This is a genomic window from Paenibacillus tyrphae, assembly GCF_000722545.1.
Taxonomy (GTDB): Bacteria; Bacillota; Bacilli; order Paenibacillales; family NBRC-103111; genus Paenibacillus_G; species Paenibacillus_G tyrfis.
The window spans coordinates 41,517-61,924 of sequence record NZ_JNVM01000003.1 but is presented as its reverse complement, the minus strand read 5'-3'; the positions used below and the strand labels follow the sequence as shown (position 1 = coordinate 61,924).

Below are 20,408 nucleotides of genomic sequence, written 5' to 3'. Positions count from 1 at the left end.
AATGATTTTTTGCTAGTTTTAAAGCTAGGTTGATAATTTCGAATGGAATTGACGTAGAGATGAAGCGGTGGCTGACAGGTGCATGTTGGGGAGCTGACGTGGTATCGACGCCTTCCACATACTAACGAACAAAAATGTGGAACAAAACTAGGATTGAACAAATCGGCAGCCAAGCCGGAGGCAGATCGGGATTTGGCCGAAGATTGCAGAATGGAAATCATTCGCTCAGGGCCGGTGAGCGGTTAACGCTTACGGCGGAAACGATAGGGAAAGGGATCAGTGATGAGGGTTCATTTCATCGTTCAGCCGGCGCCGTAAATCACCGGTCTGTGCAGAGAGAAGTGGCTGGAGGGAGTTCATTATGGAGTTGAGAAATTGGAGCCTGAAACATGTCAGGCTCCTTTTTGCATTCCGTAAAAAAACGATGGTTCGTTTCGTAATATTATAGTATTATTATCCATATAAGTTTTATTATGTATGATTCGCGCTAAAATTCGGGAGGTAGCGAACGATGCTGTTGAGAGCACAACATCGGCAAATTATCGTCATGATTATATTAGGCTTGCTAATCAGCACGAATTTTCCCTTCTCGGCCTCGGCCGGTGTCGAAAAAACAAAAACACCGACCATAGACGGCGATCTCTATGATAATAGCCCCTATTTAAGAGGCTGGTCCGAACCGGATGCTACAGTAACGTTCGAACGGTCGGACGGGACCTACAAGTGGGATACCGCCAAATGGGACGGCGAGTACATGATCTATCACGCCACCTATAGGGGGGCATGGAAACTCAAAGCCGGGGAGCAATTGGCCCTTTCGGCACAGGCTCCGGGAAAAACGGTTAGCGATACCGTGTATATCCCCGTACTGCCGTCGGTGCAGACGTCTAAGCCGACCGTCATGGGGAATGTCTACGCTAACGGCGGGTGGCTTAGCGGCACAACGGAACCCGGTAAGCTCGTATATATTACACTGAGAAATAATTCCAGATCCGTGGTAGGGAGCGCTTCAACGGAAACCGGCTTTTATACGATGCAAGTCAAGCCGTCCTATCCCATAACCGCCGGGGAAAAGCTGCAATTGGTAGCGGAAGCAGTGGGCCCTGGGATAAGGGAAAGCGACCCGGTCACGGTTACGGTCTTGCCGCTAAAAGGAAAAACGGCGGCTCCTACCGTAGCGGGAGGCGTCTATGAGCGCTCGTTAAAGGGTCGCTCCGAGCCCGGGTCCGTCGTAACGATCCAACGAGCCAGCGGCTTGGAGTCTCAAGTGACGTCATCTCGGGAAGACGGAGCGTTTTCCGTAGACCTGAACATCGATTCTTACACATTGGGAGAAAAGCTGAAATTAACGGCGGTAACCTATGGTAAAACGGTTAGTGATCCGGTTTACGCCATTGTTCAACCCTCTCCCAAAAGCTCGGTACCGACCGTGTCGGGAAATGTTTATTCGAATGGCCCGTGGATTAACGGCAGTACGGAACCGAATACGCGCGTTTTCGTACAATTGAAAAAAGCAGACGGAACTCTTATCGTGGGGGATTGGACAACTAACGGTTCGTATTCTATTAAAAGTCTGCGGACCGTCCCTATGGAAAAGCTGCATGTAACGGCCATGGCCGATGGGAAAAAGGAGAGTGACCCGATTCCGGTAACCGTCATCCCGACCGTGGGGAAAACGGAGGCGCCTGTGGTAATCGGTCGTGTAGACGCAGTAAACGGGATTCTCAACGGGAAAGCCGAACCCGGATCGGAAATAACAATAAAACGACCGGACGATACGCTTCATAGCCAGATCTCCGATACGGACGGTTACTTTTCCATAGATCTACATTGGTATCAGCTCGTCGTCGGCGAGCAGTTAACGGTTACAGCGGAAACGGTTGGGAAAGGGATCAGCGATGAGGTTCCTATTATCGTTCAGGCACCGTAGATCACCGGATCGGTTTAGGTAGACGAGCGTTTAAATGGAATGCCTGTCCCCTCATGCGGCGAACGAGTTTTAAATGATGGACTTGCGAGATTGGAGCCTGAAAAAAGATCAGGCTCCTTTTTTAATGCTTGTCCCTCAAGTTCCAGCATCCGTAGGCGAGGTGGATGTAAACCTCCGTACGTCCATTGACTTTGCTCCTGGCCACTTTGCCCTGATGCTGTGATTCATATAATAGCTACACTTAAAAAACACATTTATCATGTAACATAATCTTGATACAGCTTGTTGCATTGGATTACGTCCGATTCGAGTCAGATTCGCCCAAAAGACTATTCCAGGAGGTGAAGAAACGAAATGAACATCACCGTCGAACAAGTGCTGTCCATTTATCCGTTGTCCGAAGGAAAGCTTGTTGCCGGACAAAGCGGTGCGTCACGCCTCGTGAAGTCGGTTAAAGTCATGGATACGCCGGATATTGCCGATTGGATCAAGGAAGGCGAGATGGTATTCACGACCGCTTATTTGATGAAAGACGCTCCGGATGATGCTATTCCTCTGCTTCGCAAGTTGAACCAGCGCCGCTCGGCCGGACTCGGTATTAAGATTGGCCGTTTTTGGGACGAAGTGCCCGAGCTGATCCTTGAAGAAGCCAACCGTCTCGATTTCCCTCTGATCAGATTACCTTATGAATGTTCTTTTTCCGACAATTTGAACGGACTGTTTCATGTCGAAATGCAATATCATACGCAAATTCTTCACACCGTGCTCGACAAACAAAAGAGACTGATGCAATTCGCACTTAGGCCGGATCGAATAAACCATTTTTTTCAGAAGCTTTTGAGTATCTTAGGGTATCCGATCGCCGTTATCGGTTCCCGGGGACAACTCGTATTCAATGCGACGTCTTTCGGAGCTTCGCAGCTGCTGCATGGCTGGCCGTGGGAGAAAGAAGCGCAATGGTCGTTTGTGGAAGAGAGCCGATGTTTTCGTGTACCGCTTACGGAGCACGAGGAGTGTATCGGCTATATGATCATTTTCCCGGAGAATCCCCTGCCGGTAAAGGTGGAGGAAGAGTTGTTTCTGCAAACGGCGGAGATCATATCGTATCATATGGGAGTGATCTTCAATGAATATCGAAACCACGCGGCGCAAAACGATCTAGGGGTGCTGCTGAGCCGGTATTTGCGGGGGAGCGGTACGATTGAAGCGCTGACGGAAGAAGCGGCCCGGCGGGGGATTCCGCTGTTTCAAGGCGCGTATCGCGGACTGCTTGCCCTCGTGTCGCCGGAAGCCGGCTGCGGGGAGAAGGAGAGGCTGCTGCGGAATATCCGCGAGGAACTGCAGTATCACCCGGAGCTCAAGGAGATGGCGGTTATTCATTTTAACATCCAAGAGGGCTTGTTCTCCATCTTTCTGGTTGATGCCCCGGGGGCCGACGGGAAGCTGACCGACTTGCTGCGTACGTGTCTGCGCGGAGTGCTGCAAGAGGACTGCGGCGCTCCGCTTCGGATCTGTGTCAGCAATAAGAAGGGCAGGCCGGGCCAACTGCGGGATGCGTATAAAGAATGCTTGGAAACGTCCCGGCTTGCTGACCGGCTCGACATACGGGACGCCGTGGTGCAGTTCGGGTCGGTCGAGCTCGCGTACTTGTTTCAGCATGTCCCTAGGGAGCATATGCAGACCTATGTCAACGAGGTGCTGGAGATGCTCTTGAAGAAGGACCCGGAATATTCGCAGGAAATGCTGCGTACGCTGGAAACGTTCATCGAGAACGACGGGCAAGTCAACGAGACGGCCAAGCAGCTGCTGATTCACCGCAACACAGCGGCTTACCGGCTGGAAAAGATCGGCGAACTGCTGGAAGTCGACTACAAAAAAATTAACGATCTGCTTCGCTTGAAGCTGGCGTTTACTTTTAAGCAAATGCTGAAGCCAATGTAAACCTTCTCGCCATTTCGTTGATAGAAAGCGATAGGAAAGCTGCCCGACCGGCTCAATCAAACGCCCGGCTGGATCCGATTCCGGCTGGGCCGCTGCTGCAAATGTTAGAAACGGAATTCTAGAGCGGTGTGAAGGAATTGCTTGACATATTTTAGTGAGAAGGCTTACAATTTTATCAAGCGCCGCTTGCAGGGCAAGGACGCAGAAGACATCTTCACTGATAAAGGCAAACCTGTTGAAAAGCGGGGACGCAAAGCTCCGGGTCTAAGGCATAAGTTATGCGATGACGGCCGAGCCGCCAAAGAGGGATGCAGCTTAAACGTACGCTCCGTTCCGTTTAAGATTGCGGGGCTATTTGTCATGCACCGCAAGAACAAACGAGAAACACGCGTATTTTCCCGATTAAGGAAAAAATAGGCATGCAAACGTTTTCCCCTCCTTGGAATTGCAGTATAATACAGTCAACTTTATATACTCTTTCCATTATAAAGTACCGGAGGCGTATCATGCGAGTTCACGAAATTGTTATTGCCGATGATCTGCGGCCCGAATATTTGCAGCAAATCGTTCAGTATGCCAACCAATACCGTTCCGACATCAAAATCCGTTTCGAAGCGGAGTGTATGCAGCTCGATGCCAAGAGCATCCTCGGGATGATGCTCATTCCGATCCGGCGCGGGACAAGATTGACGATCCAGACGAAAGGCGCCGACGAAGAGGAAGCGATCGAGATGATGAGCTCTATGCTGGAGAAAAAGGAGCATCAAGTATGATCTTGCCGAATGGAGGCGTCGGGGTCGGCCCCGACCATGCGGAGCGGCTTATCCACAGCTACCGCCGGTTGACGGGAAACGAGCTGCTTCCGGGACCGGAAAGCTCCGGAAGCTTGACCGAGCGGTTGTTCCTGTCGCCGATAGTCGTGCTGTCCCATGGGACCGAGGACGACCCGGTGTTGAACTACGGCAACCAAGCGGCGCTGAATTTGTGGGAAATGGATTGGGAGACGTTCACCCGTACCCCGTCAAGGTATACGGCGGAAGAGATGGAGCGCACGCAGCGCGTGCAGTTGTTGAAGAAGGTGCAGGAGCAAGGATATGCCGACGATTATACCGGAATCCGCATCTCCCGCAGCGGACGAAGATTTTATATTAAGAAGGCTACGGTTTGGAATATCACGGATGAGGATGGCCGCTATGCTGGGCAAGCCGCCTGCTTCTCCGAATTCGAATATTGTTGATGCATCCCCGTCCTTCCGGCGGGGATTTCTTATGTATGGAACCCGTTGTCGTTCATATCCAGTTTATATTTCTGTTGTATTGTAAGTCCTAGTTGAAGGAAGTTGAACATCAGAAGGGCGGTAGACGAAGCAGATGAGCAGAATCATGGTTGTCGACGACGATCCGCATATCCGCGAGCTGGTTAAAGTATGCTTGCGTCAGGAAGGCTTTACGGTACATGAAGCCGCCCACGGGCAGGAGGCGCTCGACAGGCTGGAATCGTTCAAGGCGGATTTGGTCATTCTCGATATAATGATGCCGCATATGGACGGCTGGGAGCTGTGCCGTCAGCTTCGGCAGCTTTACGATTTGCCGCTGCTCATGCTGACGGCCATCGGCGAGACGAAGCAGAAAGTCAAGGGCTTCGAGCTCGGCACCGACGATTATCTCGTGAAACCGTTCGAGCCGGAAGAGTTGATCGTCCGCGTGAAGGCGTTGTTGAAACGGTACCGGATCGCTTCGTCGCAGACGCTGCAGGTCGGCGAACTAACGATGAACCGTCTTACATATGAGCTTTCTGTAGGGCAGGGGAATATCACGCTTCCTCTCAAGGAATTCGAGCTGTTGTTTAAGCTGGCCAGCTATCCCGGCAAAACGTTCTCGCGCGATCAGCTGATTGAAGACATCTGGGGCTACGACTATGACGGAGGCGAGCGGACCGTCGACGTTCATGTGAACCGCCTTCGCGAACGGTTTCCTGAGGACCGGCATTCGTTCAAGATCAGCACGATCCGGGGGCTCGGCTACAGGCTGGAGTTGCGGGCATAGAGGAGAGGGCCGAGGTAAAAAAGTCAGAGAGCAGAATGGCGGAGCGTAGCTCCGAAATTCTGCTCTTTGCTTTTTATGAAGGCTAGTTCACGCCGCACCGGGAAAACAGCTGTCAAATTAGCTCGCGGCGGCTTTTGACGCCGGTTCTATTCTTGAAATGACAAGCTAACAATCCCATATTTGTGGGATGGCGCTTTCGCTCCGCGTCCTTATAATTGAGAATGATTCTTACTTATTAGTTTACAGGACACGGAAGGGATTGAAAAGAACTTCCCCTGTAAGAAGGAGCGATGAGGATGAAAGACAACGACGTCCCGATGAGCTGGGAGCACCCGGCGGTGTACCGGTATGAAGAGACCATTGCCTTGAAAATTCCGAGCTATGCTCATATGTACGAGATGACGGACCGCCTGATCGCGGCACACTTGAAACCAACGCAGTCGAACGAGGCGGGCCGCGCTACGGAGCTTCTTATTGTTGGCGCAGGAGGCGGTCAAGAGCTTGTAACGTTCGGAAGCCGGCACCAGGATTGGTTGTTTACGGGGATCGATCCTTCCGCCCGCATGTTGGAAATCGCGAAGGCGAGGGTAGAGCGGGCCGGGCTCTCGCATCGGGTTTCGTTCGTCCAAGGCTCGGTCCAACAGCTTCCCGAAAGACATGCATTCCCTTATGATGCCGCTACTTGCATGCTGGTCCTGCATTTTGTAAGCGGGCTCTCGCAGAAAAAGGAGCTGCTCTGCCAAATAGCCGGGCGTCTCAAGCCCGGATCGCCCTTTTTTCTCGCTTCGATCAACGCGGAGCCGGGCACGGCCGCATTTGGCATGCAAATGCAGGCTTGGAAGAGCCACATGCTGGACAACGGCATTGCCATGGAGGAATGGGAACGGTTTACGGCCTCCATCGGCCGGGAATCCGATCCGGTTGCCTCTTCGAGTGTGCTCGAGCTGTTGAAAGAGGCGGGATTTATCCAGCCGATCCGTTATTTTGGCTCTTATTTCGTCGAAGCCTGGTGCGCGGTCAAACAATAAAACAAAGGTGGAGCCGCATGAAGGATAAGATCGTGGTGGTGCCGATGCCTCTGACGCATGGCTTTTCCGCATCTAAAGAAGGGAGGGGCTGCTTGAGTTCTGCCTCAAGCAGCTAGCCCTTATTTTTCATTTGCGCGTTGCCCGATCATACATCGTAACAAGTTCTTCCGCGTAGAGGTCGATATCGAACTGATCGTTCTTGGCCAGCTGATCCCCGGCAGCGTCAATTGCGCTTCGCAGCATGACCGCCATAAACCTTTTTGAAAAGCTTCTGAAGGTACCCTCCACTTCTTGTCCGTATTGAAATATTTCTTCAAGCGGAGCATAAATGGCCTCCTCCTGCCCGGCAAAGCGCAATTCGCCTTGTTCGTTGCGATCGTTCGTCACGATTTCTATAACTGCCGCCACATGCTTCCGGTTCTCTTTGATAAAAAGTAAATTCGATACAATATAGGCTCGTAACATGTCGATGGCATTGTCCGGATTCTGCATATGCTTTTCCATGAAAAAGGCGGCTTTTTGATATAAATCGACAACGACTCCCGTCATCAATTCCTCTTTGTCCGAAAAGTGATACGTGATGACCCCTTTACTGACGTTTGCTTTTTGTGCGATCTTTCCAATCGATGTGTTCGCATACCCAATTTCGGTGATGACATCGATGGTGCACTCGATAATTTGCTTACTTCTCGCCTTCTCCGTAAAGGTCTTTTCTTTTGGTTTTTTACCTTGTTTATTCGTATCCATGTATTGAATTTAGCACTATCGTACTAATCTAGCAATACACCTCCGTTTTCCCACACCCTTTATCCCCGTGATTCCATACTCTGCACCTTTTGGCGTGAGTTATTTTTTGTTTTTGCGCATATGATCGCCTATTCCTGCAAGGAATAAACCAATGACGATGAGTCCGATATTGGCATACATCTCTAGCTGCTGCGGCAAGAAGTTCTTGATAAAAAATGAACTTTCCGAGCCTGTGATAAGATCGCTAATAAAACCCTTACCACCCAAGGCTAATGCAATCATTCCAGCGACTAAATAAAACGTGCCCATTCAAAACATCCTTTCTATCCATTCGGTATATAACATGAATTCGTACTATCGAGCTAATATTAGCACGATCGTACTAATTTTTCAACGATAACTTAACGCGAGCTCCGCCCGCCAGATAAAGGAACACTATCCAGAGACAAACGGCTGTGATAAAATTACCTATTGTCAGAACGGCTACGGAATTGGATACCAGAGCGGAAGGACAGATAGGCATTGAACAGAACGTTAGTCATCAGCGACATTCACGGGAGCTACGATAGCTTCGACGCACTGCTGCGCGCTGCGGAGTATAACGCCGGTCAGGATCGGCTTATTCTGCTTGGAGATTATGTGGATCGCGGACCGAGAAGTAAGGATGTCGTCGAACGGGTGATGACCATGGTTCGGGAGGACGGGGTCATCGCGCTGCGGGGCAATCACGATCAACGCTTTGTCGACGTCGTAACAGGCCCGTGTGAAGAGAACGAAGAGATGAAATTTTTAAAATACGGCGGAGTACAGACGCTTGCCAGCTACTATGCCCCTTTTGAATCGAATGAAGGGACCGACCGGGAGCGTACCGAAAACGCCAAAGAATGGGTTCGATCGGAGTATGGCCATCATTTGGCATTTTTAGGCAGCCTGCCTTTGTTTTACGAGGACGAGCGGTTCATTTATGTCCATGCGGGCTTGAACCCGGCGTATCCCAACTGGAAGGAACAGCCTGCCCGGGATATGATCTGGATACGCGAACCGTTTTACGGCCATCCGACCGTGGTCGAGAAACCCGTCATTTTCGGCCATACGAGAACCTCGTCCCTACACGATTCTCCTGACGTATGGTTCGGCGGCGATAAAATTGGGATCGACGGTGGCTGCGTCTACGGACAGCAGTTGAACTGTCTGGTCATCGACGAGAACGGAGGCTTCACGACGTATCACGTGGAAGGGACGAATTGGGAGCGATGAAGGAACCTTATGCCCTGGAATCGATGAATGCCGGCGACGGCGCGCATCTGCTGGCCTTGACCCGCAGCGTCGGTTGGAACTTTTCTGCGAAGCAGCCCAATTTGTACTTGCGTACGGGCCCGGTATATGGGCACCGGTACGGGGAGAAATGGGTTTCGTGCGCGGGATTTTATGCGTACGGCCAAGAGCTGGCCTCCATCGGCCATCTTATCGTCGATCCGGCATATCAAGGCAAGGGGCTAGGAAAACGTCTGATGCTCCATTGCCTGTCGGAAGCGGAAAAGACGGGCTCGGCAGTTACGCTCGTTTCAACTAAGTCCGGGTTTCCGCTGTATACTTCGCTCGGCTTTCAAACGGTTGAGTATGCCCACAGGTTTCAGTGCGACGTTCCTTCAGAAAGCGCGCAGCAGGAACGGACTTCCGTTGACGGTGATCTGGTACCGCTGAATGAAGCCGTGCTGCCCGAGGCGATCGAGCTGGATCGGGAAGCCGCAGGCGTCCGGCGAGAGCGCGTGCTTCGTTCCATCGATCATCATAAAATCAGCGGATGGGCTGTACGTGATTCATCCGGCGCAATACAAGGCTATGGCTTCGCCCGGGCGAAGGATGATATCTTGGTTGTAGGTCCTCTCGTTTCGGCAGACACGGACATGGCGCTCCGGCTGCTGAAGGTGCTTATTGCTGGATGGCGGGGGCGGGTTCAGCTTGATGTTCCTGGCGTTCAAGCCTCTTTTCGAGAGCGGCTTCGCGAGCTGGATTTTCGGGAGGTTTCCGTTTCGCCGCAAATGCTGCTCGGGGCTTCGTCTTTGCCCGGACGGCGCGAGCTGCTGTTCGCGCTTGCCGATCCTGCATTCGGGTAAAAGCCCAGGCGGCCGCTTTCCGGTTAGGTTCGAATCCATTGGACCGCCGTTCAAAATCTCAGTTGACAAATTGGAATACTCTGTATAGTATAAAAACATCAAATGAACGAAAAGTGCCAGGTTGCTGACCGTACGGACGGAAGCCCTTGTTTTATTCTGCGCAAGCGGAACGAAGCAAGGGCTTTTCCTTTGTTACGAGCGTGTGCGGCATCCCGTAGAAAGGCAGGAATCCATCGTGACCTTCAGCTATGTCTCGCATTTGTATTGTCCGAAATGCGAAGCGAAGCATTCCGCTCAAGCGGCGGTACAATTATGCTCTTGCAGTTCGCCGCTGCTCGTCCGCTACCGTCTGGAGGAGTTGAAATCGTCGCTAGACCGCTCCGAGCTGGCGGCAAGAACAGAACGGAGTCTTTGGCGTTACCACGAGCTACTCCCGGTAGAACGAGCGGACAACGTAGTGACGTTAGGCGAGGGGATTACCCCGCTCCTGCGGATGCCGAAGCTCGGCAGCGGGATGGGCATCCCTCAGCTGCTGATGAAAGACGAGGGGATTACTCCGACAGGCTCGTTCAAGGCCCGGGGCGCAGCCGTTGGCGTCTCCAAAGCGAAGGAGCTTGGCGTGCGCGAACTGGCGATGCCTACGAACGGCAATGCTGGAGCGGCTTGGGCGCTGTATGCGGCCAGAGCCGGCATCCGGGCAACGGTCGTAATGCCAACGGACGCTCCGGAGATCACGCGCAAAGAATGCGCCGCCGCCGGGGCCCGTCTTTACTTGGTCGATGGCCTGATTAGCGACGCGGGCAAAATCGTTGCCCAGGCGATCGCGGAAGAAGGTCTGTACGATGCGTCGACGTTAAAGGAGCCGTACCGGATCGAGGGCAAAAAGACGATGGGCCTCGAAATCGCCGAGCAATTGAACTGGCGGCTGCCCGACGTCATTCTATATCCGACCGGAGGCGGCGTCGGCTTGATCGGGATATTTAAAGCGTTCCAGGAGCTTCAGGCGCTGGGTTGGGTTCAAGGCAAGCTTCCGAGACTGGTCGCCGTCCAAGCGGAGGGCTGCGCCCCGATTGTTCAAGCGTGGAAGGAGAAGAAAACCGAATCGACGTTCTGGCCCGCTTCTTCCACTGTTGCCTTCGGCATTAACGTCCCCAAGGCGCTCGGCGATTTTCTCGTGCTCGACGCGCTCTACCGTACGGACGGCTGTGCGGTGGCGGTCGATGACCGGACCCTGCTGCGCGAGCAGCTCCGGATTGCCGGGGAGGAGGGAGCTTTTGTGTGCCCGGAGGGCGCTGCGGCGTTCGCTGCCGCCCGTTTGCTGCGGAGCAGCGGTTGGATTCGGGAGGAGGAGACCGTCGTCGTATTGAACACCGGCTCCGGAGTGAAATACCCCAATACGGTTCAGGCCTCCCCGCCTGTGCTGCAGCCGGGCGAGCGATTGACCGGCCGGGGAGAGACTTGGCTTCGGCCGGATGACCACGCGAGCGGACAGGAGCGATTGCCGTTGACATGACACTCGATACCGCATTCATGCTCGACCATCTGCCCGACTTCGGCCACGCGGCGCTCGTGACGCTTGCCGTCGCCGGAATCGCCATCGTCGCTTCGCTGCTCGTGGCTGCGCTGAACTCGGCCGTTATCTTTTTCCGGGTGCGCGGGCTGACCTGGGTGGTGCGCGCCTACGTCGAGCTTGCGCGGAATACGCCGCTGCTGATTCAGCTGTTTTTCGTTTATTTTGCGCTGCCGTCTCTGGGCATCCATCTATCCAATTACGCCACGGCGGTACTGGCGCTGACGTTTCTCGGCGGCGGGTACTTCACGGAGGTATTCCGCGCCGGGATCGAGGCCGTATCCGGGAGCCAGACGGAATCGGGGCTGGCGCTCGGCCTGTCCCGCTGGCAGCTGTTTCGCATGATCGTTCTGCCTCAAGCGCTGCGGATTGCGACACCGTCCTTGTTTGCGAATTTTATTTTTTTGCTGAAAGAAACGACGGTCGTGTCCGCAGTGGCGATCCCTGAAATTTTGTACACCACCACGAACTACATCGCGCTTTACTACAAAACCTACGAAATGCTTCTGTTGATGACCTTCCTGTATGTGCTGCTTTTCCTGCCGCTGTCCTTCTTGCTTTCATGGGTGGAAAGGAGGTTCCGGCATGGCCAGTTCGGGATTTGATCTCTTGATCGTATCGCTTCCCCAGCTCGTCAAAGGCTTGCTTCAGACGTTAATCCTCGCGCTGTACTGCATTGTGTGCAGCACGCTCGGCGGCCTTGTGTTCGGAGTGCTTCGGGCCTCCCGCAGCCGCTGGCTGGGCGTGCTTACCCGGACGTATCTGGAGCTGTTCCGGTCGATTCCGATTTTGGTCTGGCTGTTTTTCTTTTTCTTCGGTCTGCCGATCTTTTTCGGCATTGACCTGCCCGGCTTCGCCTGCGCCGTTCTGGTGCTGTCGCTGTGGGGGATGACGGAGGTCGGCGAGGTAGTCCGCGGCGCCCTGATCTCGCTGCCCAAGGGGCAGAAGGAAGCGGGGCAATCGATCGGCCTGAGCCCGATGCAGCTTTATGTCCACGTCCTGCTTCCGCAGGCGCTGCGCCGCATGATTCCGCCCGTCATCAACGTGTATACCCGCATCGTCAAAACGACGTCGCTCGCCGTCCTGATCGGCGTAACGGAAATCATCAAGACGGGGCAGCAAATTATCGAGCGGACGGGAGAATCCGTACTGATCTACGGCACGCTGTTCCTGCTTTATTTTGTGCTGTGCTATCCGCTGTCCGTCTTATCCAGAAAACTGGAAAACAAATTGCGGAAAGGAGGAGAGGCGGGTGTCCGGGATTTTGCTTGAACTGACGAAGGTAAGCAAAGCGTTCGACCGGCATTGGGTGCTGCGAGAGATCGATCTCCAGATTGCCAAAGGCGAGGTGGTCGTCATCCTCGGGCCAAGCGGCTGCGGCAAAAGCACCTTGCTGCGGTGCCTGAACGGGCTGGAAACGGCGCAAGCCGGCAGCATCCGGTTTTGCGGGCAGGAGCTGACCTCGGGGAACGTCCGCTGGCAGCACATCAGGCAGCAGATCGGCATGGTGTTTCAGAGCTACCATCTGTTCCCGCACTTGACCGTTCTCGACAATATCGTGCTCGGCCCGGTCAAAGCCCAGCGCCGGTCCAAGCGGGAAGCGGAGGCTCAGGCGGAGAAGCTGCTGGAGCGCGTTGGACTGCTCGATAAGAAGCACGCCTATCCGAGGCAGCTTTCGGGCGGTCAGCAGCAGCGGATTGCCATCGTGCGGGCGCTGTGCATGAACCCGGAGGTCATACTTTTCGACGAGGTCACGGCGGCGCTCGACCCCGAGATGGTCAAGGAAGTGCTGGAGGTCATGCTCGGTTTGGCCGAGCAGGGCATGACGATGGTGATCGTCACTCATGAAATGGGTTTTGCCCGGGCGGTAGCCGACCGGATCGTCTTCATGGACGAAGGAAGAATCTGCGAGACGGGCTCGCCGGAGACGTTTTTTACAAAACCGAAAACGGAGCGGGCTAGGCACTTTTTGGACAAATTTTTGCTTGTGGAGACATGGAAAGGGAGAGAGAGCGGATGATAAAAAAGAGAAAAACATCCTTATTGGTTTTAAGCCTGCTAGTAGGGTTGCTTGCTGCCTGCGGCACGGGTGGAAAGGCGACGAACGATCCAAAGCCGGCAGGCGCGCTGCAAAAAATCAAAGACCGCGGTAAGCTGATCGTCGGCGTTTTCTCGGATAAGCCTCCGTTCGGCTTTACGGACGAGAAGGGCAAGCTTGTCGGCTTTGACAACGACTTGGCGAGACGGTTTACCAAGGATCTCCTCGGCGATGAGAGCAAAGTTGAATTCGTGGTCGTCGAACCGGCAAGCCGCATTCCATTCCTGCAAAGCGACAAAGTCGACCTCATCGTCGCCAACATGACGGTGACCGAGGAGCGGAAGCAGGCGGTCGACTTCACCAACCCGAATTTGAAGGCGGCGACGCAGGTCATTGTCCGTGACAATAGCGGCATCAAGTCGCTGGCCGATTTGAAGGGGAAAAAAGTGATCGTTACGAAAGGAACGACCGCCGATATTTTCCTGACTAAAAACCGGCCGGACGTCGAATTGATCAAATTCGAGAAAAATACCGAGTCGCTTCAAGCGCTGAAGGACGGGCGGAGCCCCGCGTATGCCCAGGACAGCCTCATCTTGTTGAGTTGGGTGCGCAAAAACCCCGGCTTCACCGTGCTTCCCGAGAAGCTGGAGAAAGAAGCTCCGATCGCTCCGGCGGTGAAAAAAGGAAACAGCGAGCTGCGGGAATGGGTCAATCAGGAGCTGGAGGCGCTGGGGAAGGAAAAATTTCTGCTGCAGCTCTACGACAAATACGTCAGGGCAGAGCTCGGTCCGGATGTAGATCCGAATGAAATTATCGTCGAAGGCGGCAAGTGGCAATAGTTGATGAAAAGGGAACCAAGCCCAACGGCATGTTAGGGCTTGGTTTTTGATTTATCCCCTCCCGCGGGCCTGTCAAACGGCCTCCTCCTGCAAGGCGGCGACTAACTGCGGGTGAAGCGTACGGCTGGCGGCTGCGATTCCGCCGGGACCTTGCCCGAACAGACGGCCTTCCGTATCCGTGACTTTACCTCCGGCTTCCTGTACCAGCAGCGCGCCGGGCAGCCAATCGAAGGTATCGTTCCCGTGCTCCCAGTAGGCATCCAGCCTCCCGCTTGCGACATAAGCGAGCTGAAGCGACACGGAGCCCAGCATCCGGGTGATCATCGAACGGGACATGACCCGTGAAAGCCCTTGAACCGTCTGCAACAGCGTGCCGTCTTTGGAAACCTGGGTAGGATGGGAGGTGGCGACGACGGCATGCTTCAGCTCCTGCTTCTTGCCCGCGGCTATCCGCACCCCGTTTAAATAAGCGCCTTCGCCCTGCACCGCATGAAACAGCTCGCGGTGGCACGGGTCGTATACGGCGGAAAAGACCGGAACGCCGTCCCGGATCAAGCAGAGCGCCGTAGACCAGAACGTGAAGCCTTGGAAAAAGTGAAACGCTCCATCCATCGGATCGCAAATCCAGTAGTCGCCAGAACGCATAGCGTGCTGCTGCTCTTCCAGATCGAACTCCCCGTCGGACCAGCGGATGGCCGGGTAGTTCGTTTGCAGTGCAGAGCGGATCGCCTCCTCGGCTTGGTCGTTAAGCTGCCGAAACCGCTGTGCAAGCTCCTCGAAATCGTGCGGCGGGGTTCCTCGCGTCTCCGCAAATTTCGCATACAGGTCGTCTCCGACCTCCTTCAGCAGTCTTGTGCAAAAAGCAATATCGATTCCAGTCATCCAATATCCCATCCTTTGTTTTTTATATTATTTAGGCAAGCAGCTTTCCATAGTTTTCACCGTACTTTGCAGCCAGCTCCCGCCGAAATCGGCTTTGATGTGCATCTACGCTGCCTCATCTTTAGTAGTGGTATGAATAAATACTACTTCTAAAATCATGTCAGGTCAAATGCTCGAGCAATGGAAGCTTAGTTGACGAAAGCGTTTGCGACACGAAACTTTCAAGCCAAAAGCCCTATGCGAGGCAGGTATAAACTGGTATACTGAATTGTGGGAATAGTATAACTTTTCAAACATGAGGGGAGTTGAACAGATGAGAGTTCTACCGAAAATGAACGACCTCGGCTTCTTTGAAATTCGGCTCGAATCCATCGGCGGTTTGGGAGCCAACTTGGCGGGGAAAATGCTTGCGGAGGCTGGCGTCGTTGGAAGCGGGTTTAACGGCGTGAGCTTTTCTTCTTACGGTTCGGAGAAAAAAGGCTCGCCGGTTAAAGCGCATATCCGTTTTTGCGACATAAATACGAATATTCGCGATACGACTCCAGTAGAACGTCCGCATGTCGTAGGCATTTTTCATGAGAACTTGTCGAAAACGGTCAACGTGATCAGCGGCATTTACGAGGACAGCCTGGTTCTGGTCAATTCGGCAAAAAGTCCGGAAGCCCTGAAAGAGAACATGAAGCTGACCGGCGGCACCATTGCGGTGGTCGATGCAACCGGCATTGCGCTGGAGGAGAAAAACCGCGTCAACATGGCGATGCTGGGCAGTCTGTTCCGGCTGTGCGACTTCCTCGATTTCGAACACATGAAAGGCATTATCCGCAAGTCGCTGGAGAAAAAATACCCCGGCGCGGTTGAGCCTGCCCTGCGTACGTTCCAGCGCGGCTATGACGAGGTGCAGTTCCAGACGTTCGCACTGCCAGAGGGTGTGGAGATGCCGCTGCCGAAGCGGTGGGATATTCCGATGTACGGATACGAGACCCAGCCGATCGGCGGGATGGTGACGAATCCGGGGAACAGCATCCTGAAGGACCTCAGCATATCCCGCAGCGGGATGATGCCGCATTTTGACGACGAGAAATGCATTCACTGCGCGGCCTGTGACACCGCCTGTCCCGACTTCTGCTTCGTGTGGGACGAACAGCCGGACAAGAAAGGACGTCCGCAAATGTTCCTCCAAGGCATCGACTATCAGTACTGCAAAGGCTGTTTGAAGTGCGTCGTCGCCTGTCCGACCGAGGCGCTGTCCTCCAACCGCGAGACGGAGGGCTACGCGGAAGAGCATCGCGTGCCGCATCGTTTTAGCTTAGCTCAGTAAGAGAAATTACTGTTAGCAGGGAGAGGTGAACCAAACGAATGGCTATTGAGATTAACAAAGAGGTCAGCCAAGGTACGGTTGAGCAGCGGATGGTCTACGAATCCGGCAACGAGATGGCGGCTTATGCGGCTCACCAGATCAACTACCATATTATGGGTTACTTCCCGATTTCGCCGTCAACGGAGGTTGCGCAGTTTCTCGATCTGATGAAGGCGAACGGCCAGCATGACATCAAGCTGATTCCGGCGGACGGCGAGCACGGCTCGGCAGGGATTTGCTACGGCGCTTCCACCGCGGGTGGACGCGTGTTCAATGCGACCAGCGCGAACGGTTACTTGTATATGCTGGAGCAGATGCCGGTACAATCCGGGACCCGGTTCCCGATGGTTTTGAACCTCGTCTGCCGCTCGGTATCCGGACCTTTGAACATCCATGGCGACCACTCGGACCTGTACTACGCGCTCAATACGGGCTGGCCGATCCTGATGTGCCGCGATCCGCAAGCCGTCTACGATATGAATATTATGGCCATCAAGCTGGCCGAAGATCCGGAGGTTCGCCTACCGGTCATCGTCGCTTCCGACGGTTACTTCACTTCTCACCAAAAACGCCGCGTGCAAACGTTCGCCCACAAATCGGACGTGCATGCCTTTATCGGCGAGCAGCCGAAGCAGTTCCCGCACGTGCTTGACCGCAACAATCCGATTACGGTAGGACCTTACATGAACGAGCCGGATTACATCAACAACTGCTATCAGCAGTCCGTTGCCATGTACAATGCCGGGGAAGTATTCGACCGCATCCGTCAAGAATACCGGGTGCTGACGGGCCGCGATTATCCGATTCTCGACCTGTACCGGATGGAAGACGCCGAAGTGGCGGTATTCCTGATGAACTCGTCGTCCGAGATCATTAAAGATGTTGTCGATCAGCTGCGGGCCAAAGGGATCAAAGCCGGCTCGATCGCGCCGAATATGATTCGCCCGTTCCCTCAGAAGCAGATCGCCGAAGCGCTCAAAAACGTCAAAGCCGTCACGATCGGCGACCGCGCGGATTCGTATGGGGCGCACGGCGGGAACATGACGATGGAGATCAAAGCGGCGCTGTTCACGGAAGGCAACCGCGATACGATGGTCATCAGCCGGATTTACGGGCTGGGCGGCAAAGACTTCTACGCCGAGGACGGTCATCATCTGTTCGAATTGGCGATCGAAGCGGTCCAAAAAGGCCGGGTCGACGTCCCATTCGATTATTACGGGCATACGCCGGGCGATCCGAACAAGAAACCGGAGCGTGTCATTGAACCGATGAAATACGAGGATTTGAAGACCGGATTGATTACGGTCGACAAAGACGAGACGACGGGCCAATTGAAGGTGAAGGTTCCGCCGATCCGCCAGCTAACCAAGAAGCCGAAGCGGCTTGCGCCGGGGCATGGGGCCTGTCCGGGCTGCGGTATTTTCTCCGGTCTGGAGCTGTTCTTCAAAGGGATCGAAGGAGATATCGTGGCGCTGTTCCATACCGGCTGCGCGATGGTCGTGACGACGGGCTATCCTTATTCTTCGCATAAAGCGACCTACATTCACAACTTGTTCCAAAGCGGCGCGGCAACGCTCTCCGGTGCCGTGGAAATGTTCTGGGAGCGCAAACGCCGCGGCGAGCTGGAGCATCTGGACCTGCCGGACGATTTCACGTTCGTCATGATCACCGGCGACGGCGGGATGGATATCGGGATGGGCCCGGCCATCGGCGCTGCGCTACGCAATCATAAAATGATCATTCTCGAATACGATAACGAAGGCTACATGAATACCGGCGCGCAACTGTCCTATTCGACGCCGCTCGGCCACCGGACCTCCACGTCCAACGTCGGGAAGCATCAGGGCGGCAAGCTGTTCCATCATAAGGACACGCCGCAGATTATGGCCGCGACGAATATTCCTTACGTGTTCACCGGGTCCGAAGCGAACCCGCAGGATTTGCTGAAAAAAGCCGCCAAGGCGCAGTACTATGCGCAGAACGAGGGTTTGGTTTACGGCAAAATCCTCATCACCTGTCCGCTCAACTGGCTGTCCGAGGAACAAATCGGGCAATCGCTCATCGATCAAGCCGTCAACTCCTGCTTCTTCCCGCTGTACGAAGTGGAGAACGGCGTAACGACGATCACGTTCAATCCGGAAGAGAAGAACAAGCGGATTCCGGTCGGCGACTGGCTGAAAAATATGGGTAAGACGAAGCACCTGACGAAGCCCGAATACGCGGAGGCGCTGCAATCGTTTGAGAACGAAGTCGAACGCCGCTGGAGCCGTCTTAAGGCGAAGCACGAAAATCCTTACCTGTAATAAGGTAAGGGCCGGCACGAACCTCAGGCGCAAACTCGTACGTTGAGCTTGCGCCTTTTCATTTTCAGAACCGATTCGGAGGAGTTTCGATGCCTTATGTACTAAGACATGCCGATTCCGGCGAAATCGCCGCATGCATTCAAAAAAACGTATACGATTTCGATTATTTCGGCGTCAGACAGTGGGAGGACGAGGGGCAGGCCGAGGCGGACAAGCATTCTTTTCTGGAGAGCATCGGGTATGATAACCCTCATCATTGGCATATCCTTTTGATCAAAGAGGATCGTGTCAAGCTCTGCAACGTGAAGCTGAAGAACGATCCGTCGCGCCGGGTGCGCCTGAGCGGAGACGGCCAGCTAACCGTTCATTCCGCCTCCGAACGACTATAAAAACGGGGAATGGTAGTTTTGATGAATACAAACCCTTTTGCCGATTTCAAAGCGGCGGGCACCGAGCAGGAGCTGGCCGTCTTTCGGGAATCGATTCAAAGCCAGGGCTTTACCGCCTTCCGGCTGCTGCTCGAAGGCTTTCGAGATCGTCTGAAGCAATTTTCGGACGGTGACATTGCAGCCGTGAATAAGCTGCTGGCGCAAGCTAAGCAGTTGTTTCCCGAGCCGGGGACGTTCAGCCCTTCCTGGGTCAACATATGGGACGAATTCGAGCGGATTGCCGCATACAAGCAAACGGTGCTGGAGACCATTCCGGTCGAAGAGCGCGAAGGGGAGTGGCAGGTGCTGCTCGATAATCCGTATACGAATTCGGATCTCGTATGCTATCCCGGACTCAGCTTTTTGGAGGGGGCGTATTTATACGCGTACTTCCGCAGCGATCTGAAGCAGAACGAATATATCCGGCTGCAAAAAATTCAAAATCTCGTTATGGCCTTCGGCAGCGAGCGGCAGGAAGCCGCGAACCAAAATAAAGAAGGTTAAATTTGGGAAGTTTTAGAACAAACCGGAATTCGAGCGGGAAACCGTTTCAAATCCCGGTTTTTCGTGTGGATAAAATTCGCCCTACGTTACATCCGTTCAGTGAGCTTCAACGCGAACAGCTCCAAATAATGCTGGTCCGTCTCGTCGAAACGATTTTTCTCTGGGCTATCGATGTCCAGCACGCCGATCAGGCGCTCGCCATGGAGAATCGGAACGACAATTTCCGATTGCGAAGCGGCGTCACAAGCAATGTGGCCGGGGAATTGATGAACGTCCGCGACGCGGACCGTTTCCCGGAGGCTGGCTGCACGGCCGCAGACGCCCTTGTCGAGCGGAATGCGCACGCAGGCGGGCAAGCCTTGAAAAGGCCCGAGCACCAGCTCCCCTTCCTCGATTAAATAAAAGCCGACCCAGTTGATCCGCTCCAGAAACTGGTTCAGCAGCGCGGCGGCGTTGGCCAGGTTGGCAATCCGGTTCGGCTCATCTTCAATAAGCGCGGACAATTGGGAAATGAGCAGCTTGTAATTTTCCTCGCGCGTTCCCGTATAGGCAGAGGCATGAAACATAAACGACGACTCCTTTTTGGCGGCAGATTACGCTGAAATTAGCATATTTTCCATGGGACGTCAAGGCGCCGAAAATCGGAATACGGTCCGGCTGGAATGGTTACCCTGTATAC

The 20,408-nt window shown here is 54.1% G+C and carries 21 protein-coding genes and 1 riboswitch; of the genes, 17 read left to right on the top strand and 4 right to left on the bottom strand.

What is annotated here, in order from left to right; genetic code table 11:
- The first annotated feature begins 511 nt into the window (after positions 1-511).
- From ET33_RS02810 to ET33_RS02780, 6 genes are all read left to right on the top strand, one after another.
- The gene (locus ET33_RS02810) at positions 512-1,930 is read left to right on the top strand and encodes an Ig-like domain-containing protein (protein WP_036676202.1); all 1,419 of its coding nucleotides are present in this window, start codon (positions 512-514) and stop codon (positions 1,928-1,930) included.
- 354 nt (positions 1,931-2,284) lie between these two features.
- The gene (locus ET33_RS02805) at positions 2,285-3,871 is read left to right on the top strand and encodes a PucR family transcriptional regulator (RefSeq protein ID WP_036676201.1); all 1,587 of its coding nucleotides are present in this window, start codon (positions 2,285-2,287) and stop codon (positions 3,869-3,871) included.
- A 215-nt stretch (positions 3,872-4,086) separates the two neighbouring features.
- Positions 4,087-4,174, top strand: a riboswitch (cyclic di-GMP riboswitch).
- 203 nt (positions 4,175-4,377) lie between these two features.
- Positions 4,378-4,644 (top strand): HPr family phosphocarrier protein, encoded by a 267-nt coding sequence (locus ET33_RS02795; RefSeq protein WP_036676196.1) that lies wholly within the window; start codon positions 4,378-4,380, stop codon positions 4,642-4,644.
- Positions 4,641-5,108 (top strand): MEKHLA domain-containing protein, encoded by a 468-nt coding sequence (locus tag ET33_RS02790; protein WP_036676194.1) that lies wholly within the window; start codon positions 4,641-4,643, stop codon positions 5,106-5,108. Before ET33_RS02795 ends, ET33_RS02790 begins: the two co-directional genes overlap by 4 nt.
- A 133-nt stretch (positions 5,109-5,241) precedes the next feature.
- Positions 5,242-5,916, top strand: coding sequence for a response regulator transcription factor (locus ET33_RS02785; RefSeq protein ID WP_036676192.1), 675 nt, complete (start codon positions 5,242-5,244; stop codon positions 5,914-5,916).
- Between the two features lie 296 nt (positions 5,917-6,212).
- Positions 6,213-6,944, top strand: coding sequence for a class I SAM-dependent methyltransferase (locus ET33_RS02780; RefSeq protein ID WP_036676189.1), 732 nt, complete (start codon positions 6,213-6,215; stop codon positions 6,942-6,944).
- Between the two features lie 126 nt (positions 6,945-7,070).
- On the opposite strand, the gene ET33_RS02775 is transcribed toward ET33_RS02780, so the two are convergent.
- Entirely contained in the window at positions 7,071-7,691 is a 621-nt protein-coding gene (locus tag ET33_RS02775) for a TetR/AcrR family transcriptional regulator (protein WP_036676187.1), read from the bottom strand.
- Positions 7,692-7,790: 99 nt separating this feature from the next.
- Positions 7,791-8,000, bottom strand: coding sequence for a hypothetical protein (locus tag ET33_RS02770; protein ID WP_036676186.1), 210 nt, complete (start codon positions 7,998-8,000; stop codon positions 7,791-7,793).
- Between the two features lie 213 nt (positions 8,001-8,213).
- On the opposite strand from ET33_RS02770, the gene ET33_RS02765 reads away from it, so the two are divergent.
- The 7 genes from ET33_RS02765 to ET33_RS02735 all read left to right on the top strand — a co-directional run bounded on the left by ET33_RS02765 (position 8,214) and on the right by ET33_RS02735 (position 14,255).
- On the top strand, positions 8,214-8,948 hold the full coding sequence (locus ET33_RS02765) for a metallophosphoesterase (RefSeq protein WP_036676182.1): 735 nt from the start codon (positions 8,214-8,216) through the stop codon (positions 8,946-8,948).
- The gene (locus ET33_RS02760) at positions 8,945-9,808 is read left to right on the top strand and encodes a GNAT family N-acetyltransferase (protein WP_152570582.1); all 864 of its coding nucleotides are present in this window, start codon (positions 8,945-8,947) and stop codon (positions 9,806-9,808) included. The genes ET33_RS02765 and ET33_RS02760 overlap by 4 nt, the downstream gene beginning before the upstream one ends.
- A gap of 235 nt (positions 9,809-10,043) precedes the next feature.
- The gene (locus tag ET33_RS02755; RefSeq protein ID WP_036676519.1) at positions 10,044-11,321 is read left to right on the top strand and encodes a threonine synthase; all 1,278 of its coding nucleotides are present in this window, start codon (positions 10,044-10,046) and stop codon (positions 11,319-11,321) included.
- Positions 11,318-11,983, top strand: coding sequence for an amino acid ABC transporter permease (locus ET33_RS02750; protein ID WP_036676181.1), 666 nt, complete (start codon positions 11,318-11,320; stop codon positions 11,981-11,983). The genes ET33_RS02755 and ET33_RS02750 overlap by 4 nt, the downstream gene beginning before the upstream one ends.
- Positions 11,964-12,650 carry an amino acid ABC transporter permease gene (locus ET33_RS02745; protein ID WP_036676179.1) on the top strand — a complete coding sequence of 229 codons (687 nt, stop codon included), beginning with the start codon at positions 11,964-11,966 and terminating at the stop codon, positions 12,648-12,650. Before ET33_RS02750 ends, ET33_RS02745 begins: the two co-directional genes overlap by 20 nt.
- On the top strand, positions 12,631-13,398 hold the full coding sequence (locus ET33_RS02740; protein ID WP_036676177.1) for an amino acid ABC transporter ATP-binding protein: 768 nt from the start codon (positions 12,631-12,633) through the stop codon (positions 13,396-13,398). Before ET33_RS02745 ends, ET33_RS02740 begins: the two co-directional genes overlap by 20 nt.
- Positions 13,395-14,255 (top strand): transporter substrate-binding domain-containing protein, encoded by an 861-nt coding sequence (locus tag ET33_RS02735; RefSeq protein WP_200879177.1) that lies wholly within the window; start codon positions 13,395-13,397, stop codon positions 14,253-14,255. The genes ET33_RS02740 and ET33_RS02735 overlap by 4 nt, the downstream gene beginning before the upstream one ends.
- Positions 14,256-14,327: 72 nt before the next feature.
- On the opposite strand, the gene ET33_RS02730 is transcribed toward ET33_RS02735, so the two are convergent.
- A complete protein-coding gene (locus ET33_RS02730) occupies positions 14,328-15,137 on the bottom strand; it encodes an inositol monophosphatase family protein (RefSeq protein WP_036676175.1) in 810 nt (269 codons plus the stop codon).
- Positions 15,138-15,450: 313 nt separating this feature from the next.
- On the opposite strand from ET33_RS02730, the gene ET33_RS02725 reads away from it, so the two are divergent.
- From ET33_RS02725 to ET33_RS02710, 4 genes are all read left to right on the top strand, one after another.
- Positions 15,451-16,455: a 2-oxoacid:acceptor oxidoreductase family protein gene (locus tag ET33_RS02725; protein ID WP_036676172.1), complete on the top strand. Its 1,005-nt coding sequence runs from the start codon at positions 15,451-15,453 to the stop codon at positions 16,453-16,455.
- Positions 16,456-16,493: 38 nt separating this feature from the next.
- Positions 16,494-18,797: a thiamine pyrophosphate-dependent enzyme gene (locus ET33_RS02720; protein ID WP_036676171.1), complete on the top strand. Its 2,304-nt coding sequence runs from the start codon at positions 16,494-16,496 to the stop codon at positions 18,795-18,797.
- A gap of 89 nt (positions 18,798-18,886) precedes the next feature.
- A complete protein-coding gene (locus ET33_RS02715) occupies positions 18,887-19,186 on the top strand; it encodes a hypothetical protein (protein ID WP_036676170.1) in 300 nt (99 codons plus the stop codon).
- A 21-nt stretch (positions 19,187-19,207) separates the two neighbouring features.
- Entirely contained in the window at positions 19,208-19,729 is a 522-nt protein-coding gene (locus ET33_RS02710) for a hypothetical protein (protein WP_036676167.1), read from the top strand.
- Between the two features lie 86 nt (positions 19,730-19,815).
- Here ET33_RS02710 and ET33_RS02705 read toward each other — a convergent pair whose 3' ends face one another.
- Positions 19,816-20,295, bottom strand: a complete 480-nt coding sequence (locus ET33_RS02705) for a GAF domain-containing protein (protein WP_036676165.1) — start codon at positions 20,293-20,295, stop codon at positions 19,816-19,818.
- Positions 20,296-20,408 lie beyond the last annotated feature (113 nt).

Coding starts and splice junctions, on each gene's coding strand:
- ET33_RS02745 (WP_036676179.1), top strand. CDS start 11,964: ATGGCCAGTTCGGGATTTGATCTCTTGATCGTATCGCTTCCCCAGCTC.
- ET33_RS02775 (WP_036676187.1), bottom strand. CDS start 7,691: ATGGATACGAATAAACAAGGTAAAAAACCAAAAGAAAAGACCTTTACG.
- ET33_RS02805 (WP_036676201.1), top strand. CDS start 2,285: ATGAACATCACCGTCGAACAAGTGCTGTCCATTTATCCGTTGTCCGAA.
- ET33_RS02770 (WP_036676186.1), bottom strand. CDS start 8,000: ATGGGCACGTTTTATTTAGTCGCTGGAATGATTGCATTAGCCTTGGGT.
- ET33_RS02725 (WP_036676172.1), top strand. CDS start 15,451: ATGAGAGTTCTACCGAAAATGAACGACCTCGGCTTCTTTGAAATTCGG.
- ET33_RS02750 (WP_036676181.1), top strand. CDS start 11,318: ATGACACTCGATACCGCATTCATGCTCGACCATCTGCCCGACTTCGGC.
- ET33_RS02785 (WP_036676192.1), top strand. CDS start 5,242: ATGAGCAGAATCATGGTTGTCGACGACGATCCGCATATCCGCGAGCTG.
- ET33_RS02760 (WP_152570582.1), top strand. CDS start 8,945: ATGAAGGAACCTTATGCCCTGGAATCGATGAATGCCGGCGACGGCGCG.
- ET33_RS02705 (WP_036676165.1), bottom strand. CDS start 20,295: ATGTTTCATGCCTCTGCCTATACGGGAACGCGCGAGGAAAATTACAAG.
- ET33_RS02730 (WP_036676175.1), bottom strand. CDS start 15,137: ATGACTGGAATCGATATTGCTTTTTGCACAAGACTGCTGAAGGAGGTC.
- ET33_RS02715 (WP_036676170.1), top strand. CDS start 18,887: ATGCCTTATGTACTAAGACATGCCGATTCCGGCGAAATCGCCGCATGC.
- ET33_RS02735 (WP_200879177.1), top strand. CDS start 13,395: ATGATAAAAAAGAGAAAAACATCCTTATTGGTTTTAAGCCTGCTAGTA.
- ET33_RS02780 (WP_036676189.1), top strand. CDS start 6,213: ATGAAAGACAACGACGTCCCGATGAGCTGGGAGCACCCGGCGGTGTAC.
- ET33_RS02795 (WP_036676196.1), top strand. CDS start 4,378: ATGCGAGTTCACGAAATTGTTATTGCCGATGATCTGCGGCCCGAATAT.
- ET33_RS02710 (WP_036676167.1), top strand. CDS start 19,208: ATGAATACAAACCCTTTTGCCGATTTCAAAGCGGCGGGCACCGAGCAG.
- ET33_RS02790 (WP_036676194.1), top strand. CDS start 4,641: ATGATCTTGCCGAATGGAGGCGTCGGGGTCGGCCCCGACCATGCGGAG.
- ET33_RS02810 (WP_036676202.1), top strand. CDS start 512: ATGCTGTTGAGAGCACAACATCGGCAAATTATCGTCATGATTATATTA.
- ET33_RS02720 (WP_036676171.1), top strand. CDS start 16,494: ATGGCTATTGAGATTAACAAAGAGGTCAGCCAAGGTACGGTTGAGCAG.